Source organism: Nocardia grenadensis, assembly GCF_050942415.1.
Taxonomy (GTDB): domain Bacteria; phylum Actinomycetota; class Actinomycetes; order Mycobacteriales; family Mycobacteriaceae; genus Nocardia; species Nocardia grenadensis.
The window spans coordinates 4,894,117-4,914,276 of sequence record NZ_CP192054.1 but is presented as its reverse complement, the minus strand read 5'-3'; the positions used below and the strand labels follow the sequence as shown (position 1 = coordinate 4,914,276).

Annotated in this window: 21 protein-coding genes and 1 pseudogene; 9 read left to right on the top strand and 13 right to left on the bottom strand. The window is 69.5% G+C overall.

Annotated elements, in window-relative coordinates; all coding sequences use genetic code 11:
• Positions 1-260 precede the first annotated feature (260 nt).
• From ACQPYS_RS22510 to ACQPYS_RS22495, 4 genes are all read right to left on the bottom strand, one after another.
• A complete protein-coding gene (locus tag ACQPYS_RS22510; RefSeq protein ID WP_433490734.1) occupies positions 261-1,913 on the bottom strand; it encodes a DEAD/DEAH box helicase in 1,653 nt (550 codons plus the stop codon).
• Between the two features lie 166 nt (positions 1,914-2,079).
• A complete protein-coding gene (locus ACQPYS_RS22505) occupies positions 2,080-2,733 on the bottom strand; it encodes a TetR/AcrR family transcriptional regulator (RefSeq protein ID WP_431939890.1) in 654 nt (217 codons plus the stop codon).
• Positions 2,733-2,903: a hypothetical protein gene (locus ACQPYS_RS22500; protein ID WP_433490733.1), complete on the bottom strand. Its 171-nt coding sequence runs from the start codon at positions 2,901-2,903 to the stop codon at positions 2,733-2,735. Before ACQPYS_RS22500 ends, ACQPYS_RS22505 begins: the two co-directional genes overlap by 1 nt.
• Positions 2,903-3,145, bottom strand: a complete 243-nt coding sequence (locus ACQPYS_RS22495) for a hypothetical protein (RefSeq protein ID WP_433490732.1) — start codon at positions 3,143-3,145, stop codon at positions 2,903-2,905. The genes ACQPYS_RS22500 and ACQPYS_RS22495 overlap by 1 nt, the downstream gene beginning before the upstream one ends.
• 285 nt (positions 3,146-3,430) lie before the next feature.
• On the opposite strand from ACQPYS_RS22495, the gene ACQPYS_RS22490 reads away from it, so the two are divergent.
• Positions 3,431-4,108, top strand: coding sequence for an NPCBM/NEW2 domain-containing protein (locus tag ACQPYS_RS22490; RefSeq protein ID WP_433490731.1), 678 nt, complete (start codon positions 3,431-3,433; stop codon positions 4,106-4,108).
• A gap of 151 nt (positions 4,109-4,259) precedes the next feature.
• Here the strand turns inward: ACQPYS_RS22490 and ACQPYS_RS22485 are convergent, their stop codons facing one another.
• Complete coding sequence (locus tag ACQPYS_RS22485) at positions 4,260-4,559, bottom strand: DUF1540 domain-containing protein (RefSeq protein ID WP_063039647.1); 300 nt, start codon at positions 4,557-4,559, stop codon at positions 4,260-4,262.
• 329 nt (positions 4,560-4,888) lie between these two features.
• On the opposite strand from ACQPYS_RS22485, the gene ACQPYS_RS22480 reads away from it, so the two are divergent.
• Both ACQPYS_RS22480 and ACQPYS_RS22475 read left to right on the top strand, forming a co-directional pair.
• A complete protein-coding gene (locus tag ACQPYS_RS22480) occupies positions 4,889-6,112 on the top strand; it encodes a cytochrome P450 (protein ID WP_433490730.1) in 1,224 nt (407 codons plus the stop codon).
• A 56-nt stretch (positions 6,113-6,168) separates the two neighbouring features.
• Positions 6,169-6,843 carry a TetR/AcrR family transcriptional regulator gene (locus ACQPYS_RS22475; protein WP_307718778.1) on the top strand — a complete coding sequence of 225 codons (675 nt, stop codon included), beginning with the start codon at positions 6,169-6,171 and terminating at the stop codon, positions 6,841-6,843.
• Positions 6,844-6,857: 14 nt separating this feature from the next.
• Here ACQPYS_RS22475 and ACQPYS_RS22470 read toward each other — a convergent pair whose 3' ends face one another.
• Positions 6,858-7,478, bottom strand: coding sequence for an antibiotic biosynthesis monooxygenase (locus ACQPYS_RS22470; protein WP_431939883.1), 621 nt, complete (start codon positions 7,476-7,478; stop codon positions 6,858-6,860).
• Between the two features lie 246 nt (positions 7,479-7,724).
• On the opposite strand from ACQPYS_RS22470, the gene ACQPYS_RS22465 reads away from it, so the two are divergent.
• Positions 7,725-8,528, top strand: coding sequence for a lipase family alpha/beta hydrolase (locus ACQPYS_RS22465; protein WP_433490729.1), 804 nt, complete (start codon positions 7,725-7,727; stop codon positions 8,526-8,528).
• A gap of 43 nt (positions 8,529-8,571) precedes the next feature.
• Here the strand turns inward: ACQPYS_RS22465 and ACQPYS_RS22460 are convergent, their stop codons facing one another.
• Positions 8,572-9,456: an FAD-dependent oxidoreductase gene (locus ACQPYS_RS22460; protein ID WP_433490728.1), complete on the bottom strand. Its 885-nt coding sequence runs from the start codon at positions 9,454-9,456 to the stop codon at positions 8,572-8,574.
• A gap of 357 nt (positions 9,457-9,813) precedes the next feature.
• Between ACQPYS_RS22460 and ACQPYS_RS22455 the strand changes: the two genes are divergently transcribed.
• Positions 9,814-11,013, top strand: coding sequence for a cytochrome P450 family protein (locus ACQPYS_RS22455; RefSeq protein WP_433490727.1), 1,200 nt, complete (start codon positions 9,814-9,816; stop codon positions 11,011-11,013).
• Here the strand turns inward: ACQPYS_RS22455 and ACQPYS_RS22450 are convergent.
• Positions 11,010-11,981: an AraC family transcriptional regulator gene (locus tag ACQPYS_RS22450; protein WP_433490726.1), complete on the bottom strand. Its 972-nt coding sequence runs from the start codon at positions 11,979-11,981 to the stop codon at positions 11,010-11,012. The two genes, ACQPYS_RS22455 and ACQPYS_RS22450, sit on opposite strands and share 4 nt — an antisense overlap.
• A 285-nt stretch (positions 11,982-12,266) precedes the next feature.
• Here ACQPYS_RS22450 and ACQPYS_RS22445 point away from each other — a divergent pair, with 285 nt between their 5' ends.
• Entirely contained in the window at positions 12,267-12,929 is a 663-nt protein-coding gene (locus ACQPYS_RS22445) for an O-methyltransferase (protein ID WP_433490725.1), read from the top strand.
• 121 nt (positions 12,930-13,050) lie between these two features.
• Here the strand turns inward: ACQPYS_RS22445 and ACQPYS_RS22440 are convergent.
• Positions 13,051-14,276: pseudogene (locus ACQPYS_RS22440) on the bottom strand (DUF2252 domain-containing protein).
• A 66-nt stretch (positions 14,277-14,342) separates the two neighbouring features.
• Here ACQPYS_RS22440 and ACQPYS_RS22435 point away from each other — a divergent pair.
• Complete coding sequence (locus ACQPYS_RS22435; RefSeq protein ID WP_433490724.1) at positions 14,343-14,534, top strand: TetR/AcrR family transcriptional regulator C-terminal domain-containing protein; 192 nt, start codon at positions 14,343-14,345, stop codon at positions 14,532-14,534.
• An 18-nt stretch (positions 14,535-14,552) separates the two neighbouring features.
• On the opposite strand, the gene ACQPYS_RS22430 is transcribed toward ACQPYS_RS22435, so the two are convergent.
• Positions 14,553-14,933, bottom strand: coding sequence for a winged helix-turn-helix transcriptional regulator (locus ACQPYS_RS22430; RefSeq protein WP_431939878.1), 381 nt, complete (start codon positions 14,931-14,933; stop codon positions 14,553-14,555).
• A 98-nt stretch (positions 14,934-15,031) separates the two neighbouring features.
• Here ACQPYS_RS22430 and ACQPYS_RS22425 point away from each other — a divergent pair, with 98 nt between their 5' ends.
• Both ACQPYS_RS22425 and ACQPYS_RS22420 read left to right on the top strand, forming a co-directional pair.
• Positions 15,032-15,667 (top strand): NADPH-dependent F420 reductase, encoded by a 636-nt coding sequence (locus ACQPYS_RS22425; RefSeq protein ID WP_433490723.1) that lies wholly within the window; start codon positions 15,032-15,034, stop codon positions 15,665-15,667.
• 108 nt (positions 15,668-15,775) lie between these two features.
• Complete coding sequence (locus tag ACQPYS_RS22420) at positions 15,776-16,210, top strand: DoxX family protein (protein WP_433490722.1); 435 nt, start codon at positions 15,776-15,778, stop codon at positions 16,208-16,210.
• A 201-nt stretch (positions 16,211-16,411) separates the two neighbouring features.
• On the opposite strand, the gene ACQPYS_RS22415 is transcribed toward ACQPYS_RS22420, so the two are convergent.
• The 3 genes from ACQPYS_RS22415 to ACQPYS_RS22405 all read right to left on the bottom strand — a co-directional run bounded on the left by ACQPYS_RS22415 (position 16,412) and on the right by ACQPYS_RS22405 (position 20,014).
• On the bottom strand, positions 16,412-18,160 hold the full coding sequence (locus ACQPYS_RS22415; protein ID WP_433490721.1) for an alpha/beta fold hydrolase: 1,749 nt from the start codon (positions 18,158-18,160) through the stop codon (positions 16,412-16,414).
• A 69-nt stretch (positions 18,161-18,229) separates the two neighbouring features.
• Complete coding sequence (locus tag ACQPYS_RS22410) at positions 18,230-18,784, bottom strand: TetR/AcrR family transcriptional regulator (protein WP_433490720.1); 555 nt, start codon at positions 18,782-18,784, stop codon at positions 18,230-18,232.
• 117 nt (positions 18,785-18,901) lie between these two features.
• Positions 18,902-20,014, bottom strand: a complete 1,113-nt coding sequence (locus ACQPYS_RS22405) for an alkene reductase (RefSeq protein WP_433490719.1) — start codon at positions 20,012-20,014, stop codon at positions 18,902-18,904.
• Between the last annotated feature and the right edge of the window lie 146 nt (positions 20,015-20,160).

Genomic DNA, 20,160 nt, shown 5'->3' with positions numbered 1-20,160 from the left:
ACCCGGTCCGTCGAGCCTGTTCGGACGCTGTGCATCAGGAGGCGGGAGCGCGGAAGCGTGTGGTTCACCGACCGGTCACGCCGCGTATCGCCGCGATCGTTCCGGCCGCTTCGCGCACGAGACCGCCCGCTTCACGCGCGAGAGGCGGGCCGGGGCCGCCGTGCGGGGAAGCCCCGTGCGGCACCGCGACGCCGCACGGGCTACAGGCCGTCCGTCAGTTCGCCGGCCACACGCTGTGTGACCGGCGAGGCCGGCCGTGATCAGCCGGCCGGACGGGTCGCCCGGCGGGGCCGGCGCCGGGCGGGATCGCTGTGCGGGGTGCGTGCGCCGCTCGTCCGAGCCGAACCGCCGGATTGCCCGGCGCCCTGCGCCGGCTGCCGGCGCGTCGGCGCGGCGGACTGCCGGGTGCTGTGCCCTGCCGTGGTGGCCCGGGCGCCGGACCGTCCCGCGGTATTTCCCCGCCGGCCGGCGGAACCGCGCGCGCCCGCGTGCTCGGCGGCACCGGACCGTTCACCCTGCCGCGAGCGTTTTGTGGGGTTCTCCGCGCGGCCGCGCTCCCCGCTCCGCGCGGTCGTCGTCTCGCGCGCATCGGACCGCATCGCTTCGCCGTGCCCGCCGGCTCCGCCGCGGCGGCCGCGCGAGCCCCGCCGGCCGTTGCGGGAACCGCCGGTGGCCGCGCGCGGGGCACCCGGCTCGGCCGCGGTGGGTGTCGGGTGAGCGGCGACGGGTTCGATGAGACCCGAGCCGTCCGAGAGGTCGGCGATGATCGAGGAATCAACGGTCACCGGGCGGGGGCGCGCCTCGATACCGGCCTTGCGCAACAGCGCCGCCACATCCTTGCGCTGCTCGGGCAGCACCAGCGTCACCACCGTGCCCTCGGTGCCCGCGCGGGCGGTGCGACCGGACCGGTGCAGGTATGCCTTGTGCTCGGCGGGCGGATCGACGTGCACCACCAGTTCGAGATCGTCGACGTGGATACCGCGCGCGGCGATATCCGTCGCGACCATGACCTTGGCGGTACCCGCGGCGAAAGCGGCGAGGTTGCGGTCGCGCGCGGGCTGGGAGAGGTTGCCGTGCAGATCCACCGCGGCGATACCCGCGCGGGTGAGTTCCCCGGCGAGCCGGCGGGCGTGATGTTTGGTGCGCATGAACAGGATGCGGCGACCACTGCCCGCGGCGAGCGCGCGCACGAGTTCCTTCTTCGCCGCGGCACCCTCGACCTCGAAGATGTGATGGGTCATCTTCGGCGGCGGCGCGGCGGCCTCGTCGACCGAATGCGAGATCGGCGCGTGCATGAAACGGTCGACCAGTTTCCCGACACCGTTGTCCAAGGTCGCCGAGAACAGCAGGCGCTGGCCGTCGCGCGGGGTGGCGGTGAGGATCCGGATCACGCCCGGCAGGAAGCCGAGATCGGCCATATGGTCGGCTTCGTCGAGCACCGTGATCCGCACCGCGTCCAGCGACAGCGCCCGCTGCTGCATCAGATCCTCGAGCCGGCCGGGGCAGGCGACGACGATATCGACCCCCTGCTTCAGGGCTTTGATCTGGCGGTTCACCGGTACGCCACCGAAAACGGTGGTCACCCGCAGACCACACACCTCCGCCAGCGGAGCGACGGTCGCGGCGATCTGGGTCGCGAGTTCCCGGGTGGGTGCCAGGATCAGCCCGGCGGGCCGGCCCGGTGTGCGCGGTGCGCCGGCGAGCAGGGCGACCACCGGGATCCCGAACGCCAGGGTCTTACCGCTGCCGGTCTTCCCGCGGCCGAGGACATCGCGACCGGCGAGGGTATCGGGCAAGGAGGCGTTCTGGATGGGGAAGGGTTCGGTGATACCGCCGGCAGCGAGTTTCGCGACGATATCGGCCGGGACGCCGAGGTCGGTGAACGTCTGCGCGGCAGCAGTGTTGGCAGGCATGAAGGTATGAGCGCCTTTCGGCATCGGAGGTGATACCGCGACGTCCGTTCGGACCGTCTGTCCGCGCCTATTCGAGGTGGCGGCGTCGCGGGTCCCGACGCGAAAGGCTGGTGATCCGCGACGGAGAGTACATGTGTGCGCCTCGGGCGCGGGTACTGAAGCGATCCTACCGTACCGCCCGTTTCGTCCCGGCCCGGTGATCAACGGCACGGTGTGACGCATCTCCACTCGGCGCGGCAGCCGAATATCGCCCGGCGCGGCGGATCGCTGCCAGCACCGTGTCCACCGAGTGGTCGGCCAGTTCTTCGGATAGCGGGAGATGTCCGAACAGGGCCCGGAAATAGATCGGCGCGGCGGCCGCGTCGAGGACGAAATCGATATCGGTGCCCGGGTCGATCTCCCCGCGGGCGATCGCCGCGCGCAGGGCGCGGGCGGTGGTCTCGCGGCGCGGGCCGAACACGGTGGACCACAGCTGTTCGCGTAGTTCCGGATCGGCGGCGAGGTCGGCGACCAGGGCGGGCAGCACCCGGCCCAGCGAGGTGTCGCGCAGGGCGGCCACCAGTTCCCGCATGGAGCGCGTCAGATCGGCGCGGAGCTCGCCGGTGTCCGGGGTCGGCTCGAGGCCGAGTAGATCGGCCACCACCGCGGTCACCAGATGTCGTTTGGACGGCCAGCGCCGATAGATCGCGGGGCGATGGACACCGGCGCTCGCCGCGACCTGCCCGATGGTCAGGCCCGCGTAACCCTTGGCGTCGAGCAGGGTTCGCGCGGCCGCCAGGACAGCGGTGTCGATCCGTTCGTCTCGGGCGCGTCCCGGCATCAGAACACCGGTCGCGGGACGAGCACGACCTGTCGGCCGTCCGGATCCGGGAAGGCCAGGGCCCCGTGGGTGGCCCAGTAGGGGTTCTCGGTGGGGACCGGTTCGGCACCGAATCCGCCGAGCCGCCGGACGGTCTCGAACGTCCGGGCCTCCGATTCGAAGGACAGCATCAGCAGATTCTCGTTGCTCGGCGCGTCCCCGGGGCTGTCGTCGGCGTGGCTGGTGAATTCCAGGTGGTAGCCGGTGCCGGGGAGCCGAGCATCACCCCGTCGTGGCCGGCGTGGTTCGCGAACCGGTAGAGCTCGCGCAGGCCGAGCCCGTCGACGTAGAAGCGGATCACCCCGTCGAGCCGGTCGGTGGGGCGGGCGAATCCGACCTGGGCCACCCCAGGCCAGGTGTTGTCGGCGGTCACCGGCGTAACAGTACGGTACGTACCGTATCTTTTTGGATTCCGGGTGTTCGCCGGTTCCGGGTGCGAGCGCGGGGCCGCGGGGTTCTCCGGGTCCGGACCGATGAAAAGTCCTAGCTCGCCACTATTTTCGAAATCTCACCGTCGAGCACCGGAAATTCGAATCGCGTACGGGCGGGCGGAACAATCCGGCGCGGCGCTCCAATTCCATCACCCCGCCCGGCGTGGTATATCTCTGCTGCGGCGCCCGGCCGGGCCCGTCGAGTTACGTCGAAGAAGAGTGTGCGCGTGTCCAATCCAACCGAACCCACTCGCGGGCCGAACCCGCGCCCCCATTCGCCGGCGACCGGCACCGCGGCCCCCAAGAGCGCCCGGGACGCCGAGCGCGGGGTCATGCTCGTCTCGGGGGCGGGTATCGCGCTGGCCGTCGTCGGTTTGGTGGTCACCCTCCTCGTCGGATCCGGCTCCCCGGACGCGGAAGCCGATACCGCACAGGCGATTACGACAAGCGAAAGCACCGCACCATCCGCGGCCCCGGCCCCGGCCCCCGCGCCGCAGCCCAAGCGGTACCTGGCCGATATGTCGCCCACCACCGGAACCGCGTATACCGGGACGATATCGGTCAACGGCGTCTCCTACCCACATTCGATCTATCAGCAGTTCAGCGGCTGCGATACCGAGGTGGGCCACACCTACAACCTGAATCGGGAATGGTCGCGGTTCAGCTCGACTATCGGTATCGCCGACGGTGGCAATTCCCAATCGGTGCTCCAGTTCGAGGTGGTCGCCGACGGAAAGTCGATCTATTCCTCCGGCAACGTTCCGGTGGGGCAATCACCGACGGTGGACGTGCCGGTCGCGGGTGTCCAGAACCTGACGATCAGTTTCCTGTTCGTCGGCGGGAATATGGAGAGCTGCAGTCAGGCGGGTAACGGCGTGTGGGGTGACGCGGGGCTCACCAAGTAAGGCGATTCGGCGAACCCGCTCGGTGCCCGAGACGGTGTTCGGATGCTGTAGAGATCAACACCGTCGACGCCTTACACCGGCGGTTCGGTATTCCGGCGCAGCCGATCCGCTCCGCCGGGGTCCCCGGTGGTCGCGGAGCGGGTCGGCCGGGTCAGCGCGGGGCGTAGGTCATGCAGCGGGCGGCGTGGTCGGTGCTGCCCGGGCCGACCCTGATCTCGGCGGCGGTGCATTCGAGGTCGACGTTGTGGGCGCAGTCGGTGCGCTGGCAGGCGCCGACCATGCTGGTGACGGTATCGAGTCCGCCCTTGGTCGCCAGCGGTATGAATGTCGTGCAGTCGGCGCTGCCGTTCTGCCCGGTGACATTGATCGCGTACGCGTGGCATCCGTCGTGGTTGTACGAGCAACTGTTCACTGTGCATTCGCTGACGTGCGGCATTTCCATGGTGGTCATGTGCTGCGTCCTCCGGAAGAGTTCGGGAGTCTTGCTCATGCGGCTACCCGCTGCAGGCCGGTTGGAATGGGCCCCAAACCTCATTATGGCGCTCTTCTCGCCGTTCGTGCGGGGCATTCGGCGGCGGCGGTGGAACGTAGCGAAATGGTTGCCGAACGCGGCGACCCCCGTTGCCGGACGATTATGTGAACGGTATTTACTAAAACCTGTTCACAAAATCGATGTGGTGTGGTTCACTCCTCGGGAGAGGGTTCCTGCAGGGAGTGCGGTACCTCCGCCTTCGCTGCGGCCTCCGCGGACCGTATGTACCAGCTTCACAAGGAGGCACAATGACCACCGGTCTCTCTCACGACTTCGACTTCACCGATCCCGACCTCTTGGCGGCTCGGCTGCCCATCGAGGAATGGGCCGAACTGCGCCGGACCGCGCCCGTGTGGTGGGTCGATCAGCCGAACGGGGTCAGCGGGTTCGACGACGGCGGCTACTGGGTGGTCAGCAAACTCGACCACATCAAAGAGATCTCGAAGAACTCCGAGGTCTTCTCCACCCATGCCAATACTGCGGTGATCCGCTTCAACGGCGATATCGCCCGCGAGGAGATCGATATCCAGCGCGCGATGCTGGTCAACACCGACCCGCCCGAGCACGACAAACTGCGTCGCATCATCTCCCGCGGCTTCACGCCGCGTGCTGTGCAGAGCCTGCGTGACGCCCTGCACGAGCGGGCCGAGCGCATCGTGCACGAGGCCAAGCGGGCCGGTGGTGGCGATTTCGTCCAGCAGGTCGCGTGTGAGCTGCCGCTCCAGGCCATCGCCGAACTGCTCGGGGTGCCGCAGGAGGATCGCGGCAAGCTGTTCGAATGGTCGAACCAGATGATGGGCTACGACGACCCCGAATACGCCGACAGCTACAAAATGGCCAATGCGCAGGTGATGGGCTACGCCTGGAACCTGGCCGAAGAACGCCGTGGCTGCCCGGCCGACGACATCATCAGCCAGCTGCTCAGCGCCGATATCGACGGTGAGGCGCTGAGCTCGGAGGAATTCGCCTGGTTCGTCATCCTGCTGGCGGTGGCCGGTAACGAAACCACCCGTAATGCCACCACCCACGGGATGAAGGCGTTCGTGGACAATCCGGAGCAGTGGGAGCTGTACCGGGCCGAGCGTCCGCGCACCGCGCCCGACGAGATCGTGCGCTGGGCCACCCCGGTCATCGCGTTCCAGCGGACCACTCTGCAGGACACGGAGATCGGCGGGCAGGCCATCGCCGAGGGGCAGCGGGTAGGTCTGTTCTACGCCTCGGCCAACTTCGACGAGGACCATTTCACCGAGCCGTTCGAATTCGATGTCACCCGCAACCCGAACCCGCACGTCGGCTTCGGTGGCACCGGTACCCACTACTGCGTGGGCGCCAACCTGGCCCGCCTGCAACTGGACCTGATCTTCAACGCCATCGCCGATGTGATGCCGAACCTGCGTCAGGTCGCCGAACCCGTTCGGCTACGGTCGGGTTGGCTGAACGGAATCAAGAACTGGCAGGTCGCATACGAATGACACCACCCGCCCGGCGGGGCCGGATGCCCGCGGTCAGTGACGCGGACATCCGGCGCGTGGCTGTGGAGCTTCTGGTCGCCCAGGGAGCGGAGGCGCTGACCCTGCGTGCCATCGCGCGGGAACTCGGGATCACCGCCCCCGCCCTCTACCGCTATTACCCGTCTCGGGAAGAGCTGCTGGCCGCGTTGCGGCGCGATATCTGTATCCGGCTGGCCGAGGACCTCGGTGGGCAGGTGGCCGAACTACCGGACGACGGGGTGATCCGGTTGTTCGCCATCTGCCGGGCGTTCCGACGCTGGGCGCTGGCCCACCGCAACGAATTCACCCTGGTATTCGCCTCACCGGCGGCCGGCGGTCCGGGTACGGTGCGGCGTTTCGACGAAGCGTTCGGGCTGGTGTTCTTGGAGGCCGCGGGTAAGTTGCTCGCGGCCTACGACCTGGCGACTCCGCCCACCGAATCGATTCCCGAAGCGCTGCGCACCGATCTGATCGCATTCCAGAACGAGCTGCTGGCGCTGCTCGCCGGATCGGAGCAGAAGTTCCCGGCCGAGAAATTCGACCTCGGGGTGGCGTATCTGATGATGACGGTCTGGGTCCGGCTCTACGGCCACGTCACGCTGGAGGTGTTCGGCAACTACCCGATGCCGGTGAGCGACCCGGATGTGCTATTCGACGCGGTACTCACCGACCTCGCCGCCGGTATGGGTCTCACCACAGGCGAGGCGGAGTAGGCCGGTTCGCCCGGTCAGGCCATTTCCGGAACCCGCAGATGGGCGAGGGCCAGTTCGAACTCCCGCACGTCGAGCGCTTCGACGCCGGTGTGCCGGGCCGCGTCGACGCGCAGCGACGCCGACTGCTCACGGCCGGCTCGCATCGCCGCGGCGCTGTCGTAACTGGTGCAGGACACGGCGCGGCCGGATTTCCGGTTGACCATAAGACTCGCACTGCAGAATCCCTCCAGGTTCTCCATGGCGGGCAGGGTGGCGGATTTGTAGATCTCGATGGCCGAATCGAGACGGCTCGGATCGGTTTTGACCCAGGTCGCACGCACGCAGGCGCCCTCGTCCGCGTGATGAGCCCGATGCAGGCCCGCGATCTCCCATTCCTCGACCTGTGCGCTACCGACGAATATCGCGAGTGCCCGATCGCGAATCGGACCGACCGGCTCCCGGCTGCGGTGCATCGCATCCACGGACTCCCACGCACTGGTGGCGATACAGTGCCCGGTGTCCCGGTCGACCAGCAGCGACAGCCCGATACACCCGGGGATATCCCGTAGGCCGGGTAGAACGACATCGCGCATATGCGTGATCCCGGCATCGATCGCGGACGGTTGCGCCTGAATAGTGGTGGATCGCGCGAACACGAGCCACCCCCTCTCTGCTCGAGGCGGCGCCCCGGTGGCGCCACCGGTGTTCTCAACCCTGCGCTCCTCGCGTCGCGGTGGCAAGAGGCCGGTCCTCGCGACGGCCCCTCGTGGCGCGGGCGATCGGGCTCGCGCGGGTACCCCGCCCGGCTACACTGATCACCCGTATCACCTGTGCGGCGCTGCGCGTATGCGCGCCGAACTGCTCGAATCGTGAAAAACCGAACGAGACGGGACAGGGAACCAATGACCATCATTCGCACGCTGCGTACCGCTCTGCTGAGCCTGATCATCGCCCTCGTCGCGACGGCCGGCGTCGCGATACCCGCCTGGGCCGCGCCGCGGCCCACCGTGGTCCTGGTGCACGGAGCGTTCGCCGACCCGACCAGCTGGCACGGAGTCGCCGGGCGACTGCGCGGGCAGGGCTACGAGGTACTGACCCCGGTGAACCCGTTGCGCGGCCCGGCCCACGATTCCGCCGCCGTCCAGCGCGCCCTGGATACCGTCGACGGGCCCATCGTATTGGTCGGGCACTCCTACGGCGGGACCGTGATCAGCAATGTGCACGACCCCGATATCGTCTCCATGGTCTACGTCGCGGCCTTCGCGCCGACCCAGGGTGAATTCGCCCAGCAGGCATTGGACCCGGTGCGGTTCCCGGGTAGCCGGTTGCTGCCCCCGGCACTGCAGGTGAAGGCCGTCGACGATCCGCAGGGCATCGCGGGACGCAATCTCGACGGCTATGTGGCACCCGAATACTTCCACGACGTCTTCGCGCAGGACGTCGCCGACGCCACTGCCGCCGATATGATCGCCCACCAGCAATCGATCGCTCTGGCCGCCAATCTGGAACCATCCGGGGCGCCGTCCTGGTCGGGTATGCCCACCTGGTACCTGGTCTCCGCGCAGGACCGGGTCATCCCGCCGGCCTCGCAGCGTTTCATGGCCGGCCGGATGGGCGCGCAGACCAGCGACCTCGACGCGTCCCACGCCTCTCTGGTCTCGCAGCCGGACGCGGTCGCCGCGACGATCGTGACCGCGGCGAGCTGATGTCGGCGCGGCGGCCGAGTGCGGCGGCCGCGCGGTCCGGTGCTCAGACCAGCTGGTCCACGACCGCCGGAGCCAGACCCAGTGCGGTGGTCGTACCGATGCCGGAGGTCACCGAAACCACGCGGATACCGGGCGCGGGCGCGGCCACGAGGAAATCGGTATGCGGCGAATCCGCGTAGATCCAGCGCCAGCGCCGTCGCACCGACAGCTCACCGGTCGCGAAGAGCCGGGCACCTTCGCGCAGCACCAGCCGGGCGATCTCCTCCTCGTCGAAGGGCGGATGGGTGCGGGCGTAGTGGTGGGTGTCGCCGAGAACCACCGAACCGTCCGGGCGCTGGGTGAACATCAGGTTCATCACGGCGTCCAGCGTTTCCGGCGCCCGGTCGGTGATCTCGCGCCGCACCGCGGCGGCGGAGGCGGTGGCGGCCAGAACGCCGTAGCGCAGCATGGAGTAGCCGGTGAGGACCGCCGGTGCGATGCGGATATCACCGGGCGGCGCGACCTCCAGCATCTGGAGCCGGCAGCGGCGCACCTCGTTCTCTTCGGCGATCACCGGGAAGAGCCGGTCGATATCGTGGCCGGTCGCGTGCACGATCGCGGTCGCGGTCAGATCACCGCACGCGGCGTGCACGACACCTTCGGATACGGCGCCCACCCGGGTGTTCCAGACGAACTCGACGCCGCGTGCGGTCAGCCGGTCGGCCAGCGCCGGAATCGCGGCGCGCGGGTCGACCCGCAGGTCGAGCGGTAGATGGGCGCCGCCCACGATATCGCTGCCGGGGCCGCCGGCGGGTGGGAAGAGCCGGGCCGTTCCGGCGCGGTCGAGCAGTCGTACCTGCTCGGTACCGCGCTCGGCCGCGAATTCCTCCAGGACGCCGAGTTCGGCGGCGGTCCGGGCCACCACCACGGTTCCGGCCCGGCACACCATCGACGCGGTCGGCGCCGACGAGACCGACGCGGCCCTGCTTGGGAGTCGCCCCGGGGACCCCGGTGCTGCGGGAACGGCGGCATACCTCGTCCGCGGCCGGGGTCCCGCTCGAATACGGCGAGGACCGCTATCGGCCGACCGGGTGACCTTCACCATCGACAACGCCCGGCCGGCCGCGGCGGGCGCCGGACAGGACCTCCGGGTGCGCAAACACGTCGAAGAGTGAGATCCCCGCGCGGAATTACGTTCCGGCGCGGTGGAATATCGGTGCGGGGCACGATGCGGCGTACCGATTGTGCGGCCCGCCCCGACATTCCAGACTCTCCCTGGTCGCATCGAAAAACTCAGGGAGACAGCATGTCCGAGCAAGTCATCCAACTTCCGACACCCGGCGAGCCGATGTACGAAACGCTGGAGCGGATAATTCGCGCGGGTGAGGTCGTGCCCATTGAACTGCTCGGCGGAGTCGGCGCCTACATCGCGGTCAGTCACCGTGCCGCCGGTGAGGTGCTCGACGAGAAGGTCTTCGCCAAGCACCCGTCCAAGTGTCCCGCGCTGCACGACGGCCGGATCCCCGCCGATTGGCCGCTGCGCGCCCTGACCGACGCCGAACACATGCTGAATCAGGACGGTGCCGCGCACCGGCGGTTGCGCCAGACGATCAACAAGGCGTTCACCCCGGCTCGGATCGCGGCGCTGGAACCACGGATCCAGCAGATCGCCGACGACCTCATCAGCGCCTTCCCCGATACCGAAGAGGTCGATCTGGTCGCGAACTACACGGTCCCCTTGCCGGTCCGGGTGATCTGCGATCTGTTCGGGGTACCGCTGGAGGCGCAGCCGCAGCTCAAGGACTGGACCTTGACGATCGTCTCGGCGCACAGCACCGGCGAACAGACCCAGGCGGCCATGGCGGCGATGAGCGGCTATTTCGTCGAACTGCTCGCCCACAAACGGGCCGAACCGGGGGAGGATCTGACCTCGGCGCTGTTGCAGGCCAACGCGGCGAACGAGCTTTCCGAGGAGGAGCTGATCGGTGTGCTGTGGCTGGTCATCGTGGCCGGGCACGAGACCACCGTTCATCTGCTGGGTAATGCGGTGATCGCCCTGTACGACCATCCCGCACAGCTCGCGCGGGCGCAGGCCGAGAATCGCTGGGCCGATGTGGTCGAAGAAGCGCTGCGCTATCGCTCTTCGGTCGTCGGTGCGCTCATGCGCTACCCACTCGACGATGTGACGGTCGCCGGTGTCGATATTCCCGCGGGTACGCCGACGCTGTGGTGGGGCGGCGCCGACCGGGATCCGCTGCTCGTCCCGAACGCGGAGGTATTCGATATCGACCACGAGCACCGCGACCAGCTCGTGTTCGGCCGCGGACCGCATTTCTGCCTGGGCGCACCGCTGGCCCGGTTGGAGAGCCGGATCGCGCTGCAGACGCTGTTCACCCGCTTCCCGAAGCTGGCCCTGGCCGTGCCCAGCGCCGAGGTCGAGTACGCGGTGCAGATCAGCACGGTGGGTCCGGAGAAACTTCCGGTGCGACTGAACCCCGGCTCCTAGGCCGGGTTCGGACCGGTCGGTTCACTGTGCCGGTCGGTGGAGTCGGCACGTCTGCGGCGCCGGAACTCCCGTGGCGTCACGCCGAACCGCTCCTTGAACGCCGCCGAGAACCAGGCCGGGGTGAAACCGCAGCGGGCCGCCAGTTCCGCGATGGTCAAGGTGGCGCGCGGGTCGGCCAGGAGTTCGCGTGCCACCCGCAGAGCCTCGTCGCGGCGCAGGTCTCGGAAGGTCGTCCCGGTTTCGTGCAGCACCACCCGCAGCTGCCGGGGCGACCAGCCGAGCGCGTGCGCCACCGCGGGCAGGCGCACATCGGCGCGGCCGATGTGCTCGCGCAGGTACCGCCGGATGCTCTCGGCGACCTCCGCGTGATGGGTCTCCTGCGGGTCGGTCTCGCCGACGGCCATCATGCACAGCAGTTCGGTGACCCGGTCGCACACGGCGTTGAATTCGCGTTCGCTCAGCCGGGACTGTTCGGCGTGGACGCCGCGGATCATATCGCCGGCGACCCGGCCCAGACCCCGGGTCATATCGAGGACGACGTTCATATGTCCGCGCGGCCGGACCCGGGCCTCGAACTCGGTCCGCGGCACCTGGAACCCGTAGGCCGCCGAATCGGGAATATGCAGCCGGCACGGTATCTCCAGTCCGGCCACGACCGCGTGACCGCGCGGGACCCGGGTCACCTCGTCGCGGAAACGGATCGCGAAATCACCGCGATCGGGGACGACGACCCAGAAGAAGTCGTCGCCGGGGACGGTGCGGATATGCCGGTGGGTCCGTTGGCACAGGCGATTTCCGTGCTGCTCCCAGCGCAGCAGGGTGTAGGCGACCGACTCCTGGGTGGTGAGCCCGGCGTGCCAGTCCTCCGGAGCGCCGAATTCGTGTGCCATGGGCACGAAGCCGTCGGCGAGCTCGGAAAAGAATTCGGGTCCGCAGGCGGCCGCCTGATGCCAGCGCATGGTCACCATCCCCTCGATCGGACTCGGCTGCCCCGTACCACCGGCCGATACGATCGGCGTCCTCACCATACTGGGCGGGGCCCGGCCCGGTGCGCTCCGGACACGAATTATGCTCGCGGTCAGTAAGTTTCACCAGAGAGCCGGAGCCTGCCCGGCGACAGCGCGCATCCGGGAGCATCGCACGGGATCGCGGTGACGCTGATCCCGGTCGTCGGACCGATCGGCCTGGCGCCTGCAGCGCCGGGCGCGGGAGGCTTTCCTCGACAGTCTGGCGGCGGGTGGCAGACTGCGGATATGAGCACACCGGATTGGGCTGATGTGGACCGGTACGTGGTGGATCACCTGGCGCGCGACGGCGAGACGAGCGCGACGCTGCGGGCCAACGCGGACGCGGGGTTGCCCGCCATCGACGTCTCCGAGGCCCAGGGCAAATTCCTCTACCTGCTGGCCCGGTCTGTCGGGGCCGGACGGGTGCTGGAAATCGGCACGCTGGGCGGTTTCAGCACATTGTGGCTGGCCCGCGGGGTCGGGGCCGAGGGCCGGGTGACGACGCTGGAGTTCGCGGAAAGCCACGCCGCGGTCGCCCGGGCGAATCTGGACCGCGCCGGTGTCGGCGACCGTGTCGATATCCGGGTGGGTGCGGCCCTGGACAGTCTGCCCGTGCTGGCCGAGGAGCAGCCCGATCCGTTCGACCTGGTGTTCATCGACGCGGACAAGGTGAACAATTCGAATTACGTGCAGTGGGCACTGCGGCTGACCAGGCCGGGCGCGGTGGTCGTGGTCGACAATGTGGTGCGCGGTGGCCGGCTGGCCGACGCGAACGATACCGACCCCGCGGTGCGGGCGAGCCGGGACCTGGTGCAATTGCTGGCCGACGAACCACGCCTGGACGCCACCGTATTGCAGACGGTGGGCGCGAAGGGCTGGGACGGGTTCGCCTTCGCGGTCGTGAACTGAGGGCGAACCCACGCGGATTCACCGGCCGCTGTCCGCACCCGGCCGGGAAGTGATCTTCCCCGGGAGGGCTGTTCGGGGTCGGCGGCGGCCCGGGCCGCGTCCGGGAAGCGAGGTCGGGCTATCACGCGTCCGGGTTCGGGGACGCGGCGATCCGGCCGTCCTCGATGGCGCGTAGCAGCGCGGCGTGGTCGAGGGCGTTCCGGTCGGCGTAGTCCTCGGCGAAATCGGCGATCGCCGCGTCGAAATCGTCGTCGGTGCCCAGATATCCGGCGATTCCGAAACGGTCACCGCCACGGGCGTGGGCCTGGGCCAGTACCCGCGCGCACAGACGCCCGTAGAGGGCCATGAGGTCGGGGGACATGGTCTCGATCACCGCCGAGCCCTTGCCGTCGCGGAGCTGGCGGATATAGAAATCGCGAGTCACGCCGTCGGGGTCCGGGCCGGGGCGCTGCTGCCACCCGAGGAAGATATCGCTGGCCGCCTGCATCAGGCGCTGCCCGCTCACCACCCGTTCCCCCTGGTTCGTGTACTCGGGGCCGGCCAGATAACGCGCGAGGACCGCGGGCTGTGCTTCCTTGGCCTGCAGGAACAGTGGTTCGTCGCCGGGTCCGCGCAGCAGCACGATCCAGGTGCGGGTGCCCACACTGCCCACCCCGACCACCTTGCGCGCCGCGTGCACGTACTCGAACCGGTCCAGCAGGAAACGGCGGTCGGGTTGCAGGGTGCCGCGGTAATCGGCCAGACGTCGCAGCAGACCCCGGTGCACTGTCTCGGCGTCGGCGCCGGAGTAGAGCTCCTCCACCGGGACGATCAGCGGCGGCATGCTCACGATGCGCGGTTGCCCGTCGCACGGCGTGGTCAGCTTGGACAGCGCCTGAAAACTGTCGCGACCCCAGGCTTTGTCGATGGTCTTGCGGACGCGTTTGCGAATCGAGGACCTCCCGCAACTCGGCCATATCCGTCGCGGCGTCGATATGCGAGTACCAGACGGCCAGCTCACCGCGTCCGGCCTGATAGCTCATGGTCTCGCGGTACTCGGCCACGCAGGCGCGGATGATCCGGCGCCGCTGTTTCTCTTGAAGCCGTTGTCGCGCCCGGCGACCGCGAGGCTCGCGGCCAGCCTCTTTCTTCGGAGACCGCCATCCGGCCGTAGCGGACCGGGACGAGTTCGGGCACCCGCATCGGAGTCTGCGACTCCAGCAGGGCCAGCGGGTCACGTTCGGGAGCGGCCGCCGCCGCGGCGATCGCGGCGAACGGGACACGGTCACGCTGCCGGGCGCCGTATTCGATCCGCTCCGCACGGGAGGCGATAGCGGGCCGGCACCGATCGGCGTGGGGTTCGCCAATGAGCGCACTCTAGGACGGGCGTGTCCGGCCCGTCGTCACCCGATCCGGGTGAGGGAGCCGGCGGGTGTGGCATCGTCACACGACGTCGAACGATTCCTCGCGCTGCTCACCGGACTGCTGATGAACCGGTCCGCCCACGGCACCCGTAAAGTCCCGCCCGCCGAACTCCGGGCGATCGCCACCACCGCGGTCCGGATGTTCCTGGCGGCCTACGGAACCGGCGCCGACCGACCGGAGAGTGCGCTGCGGCCACGGTGAGTCCGGGTGGGCGCACGGTCAGCGGACGCGGCGCAGCGGCGGATCCGCGCCCTCGGGGACACGCAGTTCGTCGCCGTGGTCGCGCACCCAGGCGGCCAGCGCGCGCAACGGCCCGTCCACCAGGCCGACGCCCAGTTCGGTCAGCCGGTATTCGACTCCGGGCGGCGCGTCCGGATCGGGTCGTCGGGCGACCAGGCCGCGTCCGAGCAGCCGACGCAGCGCCTCGGTGAGCGTTTTGTCGCGGATACCGCCGATTCCGATGCGCAGGTCGACGCGTCGCCGGGGACCGTCGGCGAGGGCGGCGAGGATCACCGGGTCCCAGGTGTGGGCGAACAGGTCCAGTGCGCCTCGCAACCGGCAGTCGGCGACGGGGTCGGTGCGGTTGTGATAATCGGTCATCGCCCACCAGCGTCGCGGTCCGATACGCACCGATCGGTGCGTATCCGCTCCCTACGGTAGCCCTCGTACACGGTTCGCGACGACGGAGGAGCACGAGGGTGCGGATAGCGATTCTGGGAACGGGCCATCTGGCCGGAGCGCTGGGCGGATGTTGGACGCGGGCGGGGCACCGGGTCACCGTGGCGGGACGGTCGCCGGATAAGGCGGCGGCGCTGGCCCGGCGGCTCGGCGGCGCGACCCGCTCGGCCCCGGCCCGCGAGGCGATACGCGCAGCGGATGCGGTCCTGCTCGCGGTGCCCTGGGACGCGGCGGCCGTAGTGCTGGCGGCCGCTGGTGGGAGCAACGGAGATCTGGCGGGGATACCGATCATCGACCCGACCAACCCGGTCGAACACGGGGTGGGCGTGGTGCTGGGCCCGGCGGGCGGATCCAATGCCGAACGGATCGCCGCGGCGGCCCCGGGCGGCCTGGTGGTGAAGGGGTTCCATCTGGTGCCGTCCACACAGTGGGGGGCGGACGGCACGGCGACGACGGTCGTCTTGTGCGGGGACGACCCCGGCGCGCTGCGCGTGGTCGAAAAGCTGGTGCGCGATGCCGGGGCGGAACCGGTGGTGGTGGGGTCGCTGGCCCGGGCGCGGCAAACCGAGGAGGTGGCCGGGCTGTTCATCGCGCTGGCGTTCGCCGGGGTCGACCCGCGGACCGTGGCGCCGGGTCTGCTGCCGGTGCGATCGTGACCGGGGCACGCAACAATTTTCGTGGCCGGCGATGAGTCCTGCGGCTGCGTGCCGTCGTATCGGTTGAACGCGCTACCAACCCGGCGCGACCGACCCGAAGGACCGGAAATGACTACCACCAGCCCCGCCGCCGCCTCCGCCGATATCGCCGGCCGTCCCGGCACGATCCGTAACCGGGTCCTGTGGACCCTGCAGATCCTGCTCGGCCTGTTCTTCGTCATCGCTTCGGGCGGGCCGAAGCTCGTGATACCGAACGCGTTGGCCGACAATGCTCCCGAGAATTTGACGATCCCGTTCGCGCTGCTCGTTTTCATCGGGCTGGTCGAGGTCGCGGGTGGTATCGGTCTGCTGGTGCCGCGGCTGGCTGCCCTTGCTGCCGTGGGCCTGTCGGTGCTCACCGTGCTCGCCGCCGGGACGCAGGCGTTCATCGCCGGTGAGCCCGCGATGGCGATCTTCCCGCTGGTACTGGCGGTGGTCTTCGCCTGGATCGCCTACGAGCGCCGCGCCGGCGTGGCCGCGCTGCGGGACTCGCTGTCGCGATGAGGAATTCGTAGGTGAGACCGGCGATCGGTGGCCTGGCCATCGATCGCCGGTCGTGCGTGCTCGGGTCGATCGCCGGTCGGGTTGGCGGCGATCGATCCAGGGACCATTGCCGCGGCGGGAGCGGGGCCGACCAGGACCCCAGCGCTGCCGGTCGGTCGAGGACCGGTCGGACAGGGTCGCCCGGCTCACGCCGCGGCCCGATCACCGGCCCGGTGCCATCGCTGAACGGGTGCTGTCCGCGAACTCCTTCCGGACCGAATCGAGAACCCGGGCGACCTGTTCGGGATGGGTGAGATGCGGATAGTGACCGGCGCCCGCGATCTCGGTGATCGGGGCGGTGACCGCGGCAGTGAGCGGATCGCGGGACCCGGTCACCAGGTGGACCGGCACGCGCAGTTGGTCGAGGAGGCGGCGGGCGGTCAAGTGGGCGTCCGGTTTCCCGGCGGCGCGTAGCGCCGCGACCGTGCACCGGGCCACCCCGGGGCGGCGCAGGTTCGCGCCGGCACTGTCCAGTGCCGGGCCCGCCGGGATACCCAGCAGCGCGGCCAGTCGCGCGGGTGGCAGGCGGCGCAGCAGCGCGGTGGCGATCGGGGTGCGGGCGAGGCGGGAGCTGCCGCGCTGCAGGAAGGCCGGGGCTACCAGGATCACGCCCGCGACGCGGTCGGGATGGGCGGCGGCATATCGGAGTGCCGGCACGCAGCCGAGGGAATGGCCCACCAGCACCGGGCGGCCGGCGACCGGCGCCAGCAGATCGTCGAGCCACCGGTCCGGTTCGCCATGCCGTGGTGCGGACCGGCCCAGGCCGGGAAGGTCGGCGGCGAGGGTGGGGGTGTCGAGGTACCCACGGACCTCGCGCCAGGCTTCGCTGTCGGTGGGAAGTCCGTGCAGCAGGACGTAGTCCGGCGTGCGTCGCTCGCCGGAGACCCAGAGACCGTGGTCGAAGCCCGCGGCGGAATCGGCTTCGGCGGCGCCGAATCGGCTGCTCACCAGGTGATCCGCCCAGTCCCGCAGTACGGTTTCGGCGGCGGGATGGACGAGTCCGGCGCGCGCGGCCACCGCGTCGGCGGCGGAGGTGTCGTAGCGATCACCGGAGATGAAGGCCAGTCGTTCGGCATCCACTCCGGTAAACCGGCGGGGCAGCCGCGCCACCAGGCCGACGGGGAGGGTGAGACGGGGCGCGCGGACGTGCATATGCCGGGCCAGCAGCCCGATCAGTTCCGGGAGCGGCGGACTGGCCGGATCGAGCACGGTGTAGGAGCGGCCGGCGGTATCGGGCTGCTGCGGGAGCAGAGTAAGGAAATCGACGAAGTATTCCAGGTCCAGGATCGGGAGCAGGGTCTCCGCGTCGCCGGGCAGCGCGGGTAGCGCGCCGTGCCACAGATCGCGGACGAGTTCGGCCAGGCCGATGTACTGACCGGGCCCGACGACGGTGCTCGGATTCGCGACGGTCAGCGGGACCGAGGCGGCCGCGGCCTGTTCGCGCAGCACGGCGTCCGCTTCGAATTTGGAGGCGCCGTAGGCACCGACGGCGTAGTCGTGTTCGGCGGATTCCGGCACGGTGACCCGGTAGCCGGTGATGTGCACGAGCCGGCGTAGCCGCGGGCGGGCGGCGGACCAGCGCAGTACGTGGAGAGCGCCGTCGAGGTTGACCGCCCGGGCCTGGGCGGGATCGAGCCCGAAGGAAAACCGCGCGGCGCAGTTGTAGACGTCGCGCACGTCGTCCCAGGGTGCCGCGCCCAGGGGGCCCAGGCCGGGATCGGTGATATCGCAGCCGTGTACGGTGAGCCGCTCTCGATCGAGATCCCGGTCGTGCAGCCAGGACAGGAGCCGCGCTTCGGTACCGGGGCGGACCGCCGCGGCGACGGTGTGGCCCTGCTGCAGCAGCCGGGCGACGAGGGCGCGGCCGATGAATCCCGCCGCCCCGAAGACGACGGTATCGGGAGTACTCATAACCACTTCCTAACTAGACTGGTCTACATATTTGTTTGGGAGCGGAAAGCCCCGGCCGGGTGGACGGGGTCAGAGCAGGGTGCGGGCGACGCGTGCGGCCCGATCCAGCGGATCGCGACTGCGATGGGTGCGGGCGAGCAGCAGCGCACCCTCGACGAGGGAGAGTAGGGCGACGGCGAGATCGTCGGCCTCGCGATATCCGGCGGCCCGCAAGATGATGCGCAGCGCCTCGGTCCAGCGGGCGTACACCTGGGCGCACGCCTGCTGTACCGCGTCGTTGGTGCCCGCGACCTCGAGGGCGACGGTGGCGACCGGGCATCCGTTCTCCCAGTCGGAGGCCTCGAGCCGCTCGCCGAGCAGGGTGATCAACCCGGCGACCGCACCGGCCGGATCGGTGAGGTCGGCCGCGTCGAGGGCGGCGTCGATCAGTCCGGAAGTCTGGGTGAGGGCCGCGGCGACCAGTTCGTCCTTACCGCCGGGGAAATGGAAATACAGCGAACCCCGCGGGGTGCCGCTCTCGGTGAGGATCTGGTTCAGTCCGGTGCCGAAATAGCCCTGACGCTCGATCGAGGACCGGGTCGCGTTGATCATCCGCTGCCGGGTCTCGGCTCCTTTGGCTCCCATAGGAAAAAAGTAGACCGGTCTTCATAAAAATGTCAAGAGCCGTCGGCAGCCGGTGACAACGCCGCAAATGTGCGTGCGACACCCCGAGACCTGCCGCATGAACCCGAACGGCAGACCCTAGTGGGACCCGGTCATCGCGGGGTAGTCCGTGTATCCCTCCGCGTCACCCGCGAAGTACGTGTCACGGTTGCCGGCGGCGAGAGGGTGGCCGTGGGTGAATCGATCGACGAGGTCTGGATTGGCGATGAAGGGGGCGCCGAAGGAAACCGCGTCGGCCAGCTGCCGTTCGAGCAGCTCGTTGCCGCTCGCTCGCGTGAAGCCGAGGTTGGCGATGACGGCGCCGCGGTAGTGGGCGCGGTAGCGGGTGAATGCGGTGAGGGTGTCGGTTCCCGTATCGGGTTCCGGGCCGAGGAGGTGGAGGTAGGCCAGGTTGCTGTCGTTGAGGCCCTCGAGGAGCTGGTCGTACTCCTCCAGCGTCTCGGCATCTGCTGTGAAGGCAGGCCCGTGATTCCAGTAGGGCGAGAGTTTGACTCCGATGCGGTCGCTGCCCCATACGCTGCTGACGGCATCCACGATGTCGATGAGGAACCGGGCTCGCTTCTCACTGCTGCCGCCGTAGGCGTCGGTGCGCTGGTTGAGCCGCGGGTTGAGGAACTGGGCCACGAGATGGGACACCTGCGCGTGGATCTCCAGACCGTCGAACCCGGCACGCAGGGCGTTGGCGGCCGCCCGCCGATAGGTGCCGATCGTGGTGGCGATCTCTGCGGCGCTCAGGGCGCGTGGGGTGAGGGAGTCCTTCGGGCCATCAGGGGTGAAGGACATCTCGTGAGGATTGATCGCTGAAGGGCCGGCGGGGAGCCTGCCGCCGTGGTGATCCGGGTGCGAGGCGGCGCCGGCGTGGCCGAGTTGCGAGACGATCCTGCCTCCCGCGGCGTGCACGGCTTCGGTGACCTCGGTCCAGCCGGCGGTCTGGCCGTCGGTGTAGATACCTGGGACATTGATGAAGCCGATCGCGTCCGTGCTGACCCAGGTCCCTTCGCTGATGATCAGGCCGGCGCCGGCGCGCTGCGCGTAGTAGGTGGCGTGCAGGGCGGTGGGGGCCAGTTCCTCGTTATCGGCCCGGGAGCGCGTCATGGGAGCCATGACGACGCGGTTGGGCAGCTCGAGCGCGCCCAGCTGAACGGGCTGCAGGAGGGGTTGGATGCTGGGTGCTGAGGTCCGATCGGGCATGAGGATCTCTTTCGTTGCGGAAGTCGCTCGTCGTGGGGCATGAGGAGCGCGAGCGAGTTGGTGGGATCAGTCCTGCTTCAGGGCGTGGAGGGCGGACAGGGGGCCGCCGAGCTGAATGAGGCGCCCTCCCTCACGCAGTGTTCCGA